General features: G+C 69.5%; 1 protein-coding gene. It reads left to right on the plus strand.

Annotated features, from left to right (window positions below):
* Positions 1–41 precede the first annotated feature (41 nt).
* On the plus strand, positions 42–2,431 hold a 2,390-nt coding region (locus VNT50_RS12035), incomplete at its 3' end, for an FtsK/SpoIIIE family DNA translocase (RefSeq protein WP_325485359.1).

Below are 2,431 nucleotides of genomic sequence, written 5' to 3' on the forward strand. Positions count from 1 at the left end.
CGCTCCTGCCTTTCCGGGTCATCTCCGCCTACCGTGGAGGAATGGCCAGGAGCTCAAGCCCGACCAAGAATGGTCGCGCGCCCGCGAACGCGTCATCTTCGCGCGCCCGCAAGCCGGCCCCGGCGCCCAAGCGATACGTCGGCGACGACGAGAAGCCCCCGGCGATCGCGCGGGCATGGATGGGCCTCGCCCACGCGACGGGAGGCCTCTTCCGCGCCTTCGGGCCGGAGACCCTCGAGAAGGACCAGCGCCGCGACGGATTTCCGTTTCTGCTCGTCCTCCTCGCCATCGCCGGCGCGGTCAACGAATGGTTCTTCATCGGCGTGCCGGTCGCGACGAACATCAGCGCCTACACGGTCGGCGGCCTCATCGGCCGCGTCGCATTCGTGTTCCCCGTGCTCATCCTGCTGCTGGCCGGCTGGCTCTTCCGCCATCCCTCATCGGTGCACGACAACGGTCGCATCGGCATCGGCTTCGGTCTGTTCACGCTCACGGTCGCGGGCTTCTGCCACGTGGCGGGGGGCCGGCCGAGCCCCAGTGAGGGCCTTCCCGCGCTGAGCGAGGCGGGTGGCCTGTTCGGCTGGATGATCGGCGAGCCGCTCGCGATGCTGCTGACGGATGTCGGCGCCCACATCGCGCTGTCGCTGCTGGCCGTGCTCAGCATCCTGATTCTCACCAAGACCCCACCGAATCGCATCGGCCGGCGTCTCGGCGATCTCTACGTCTGGATGTTCGACGCCGAGCGCAAGCCCGCCCCCGAGCCCGGCGCCTCTGCGGTGGAGGCCGACGCCGACCCGTCGATGCCGGATCCCTCAATGCCGTGGTGGCGCCGCAACAAGACGGGTCGCGAAGAGGACCCGGATTCGGGCATCGGATCGCAGGACCTGACGGAGCTTCTCACCCCCGGCGGGGTTCAGGGCGGCTTCGAACAGGCCATCGCGCCGCCGGTGCCGCCCTCGCCCGTTGTCTTCGACGCCGCGACCGAAGTGCTGGGTGACGTCAAGGCGGTCGCCGGGTCGCTCGGCAAGGGCGGCGCGACATCGATCCTCGACGACAGCGAGGACGACGACGAGATCCTCGCCGGGCTGTCGGGCTTCGGCACCGACGGGCCCGGCGCCGGCGGCCCGCGCCCGCCCGCACCCCCGTACCGGCTGCCGTCGGCCACGACGCTCGCGGCCGGGACGCCGCACAAGGAGCGGTCCGCGGCCAATGACGCCGTGGTCGCAGCCATCACGAGCGTTCTTCAGCAGTTCCAGGTCGACGCCCGCGTCACGGGCTTCTCGCGGGGGCCGACGGTCACGCAGTACGAGGTCGAGGTCGGCCACGGCGTCAAGGTGGAGCGCATCACGGCCCTGACGAACAACATCGCCTACGCGGTCGCGTCGAACGAGGTGCGCATTCTCGCCCCGATTCCCGGCAAGAGCGCGATCGGGGTCGAGATCCCCAACACCGACCGCGAAATCGTGACGCTGGGCGACGTGCTGCGCTCGCCCGCGGCCACGAACAGCACCCATCCCATGACGATCGGCGTGGGCAAGGACGTCGGCGGCGGTTACGTCGTCGCGAACCTCGCGAAGATGCCCCACCTGCTGGTCGCGGGGTCGACGGGCTCGGGCAAGTCGAGCTTCGTCAACTCCATGATCACGAGCCTGCTGATGCGGGCGAAGCCCGCCGATGTGCGCATGGTGCTGATCGACCCGAAGCGCGTCGAGCTGACCTCGTACGCCGGTGTGCCGCACCTCATCACGCCCATCATCACGAATCCCAAGAAGGCGGCCGAAGCGCTGCAGTGGGTCGTGAAGGAGATGGACATGCGATACGACGACCTCGCATCGTTCGGGTACCGCCACATCGACGACTTCAACAAGGCCGTCGTCTCCGGAGAGGTCGAGGTGCCCCCGGGCAGCGAGCGCGTGCTCAAGCCCTACCCGTACCTGCTGGTCGTGGTGGACGAGCTCGCGGATCTCATGATGGTCGCCCCGCGGGATGTCGAGGACTCGATCGTGCGCATCACGCAGCTCGCCCGCGCGAGCGGCATCCACCTCGTCCTGGCGACCCAGCGACCGTCGGTGGATGTCGTGACCGGCCTCATCAAGGCCAACGTGCCGTCGCGGCTCGCGTTCGCCGTGACGAGCGTCACCGACTCGCGCGTCATCCTCGATCAGCCGGGCGCCGACCGCCTGATCGGTCAGGGCGACGCCCTGTTCCTGCCCATGGGAGCGTCCAAGTCGCTCCGCGTGCAGGGCGCGTGGGTGAGCGAGGCCGAGATCGAGCGCGTCGTCAAGCACGTCACGCAGCAGGCGCGGCCCGAGTACCGGGAGGTCGCGGTCGCGGCCGAGAAGAAGGAGATCGACGCCGACATCGGGGACGATCTCGAGCTTCTGCTCGCCGCGGCCGAGCTCGTCGTCTCGACGCAGTTCGGCTCCACGTC

Source organism: Microbacterium sp., assembly GCF_035554235.1.
GTDB lineage: Bacteria > Actinomycetota > Actinomycetes > Actinomycetales > Microbacteriaceae > Microbacterium.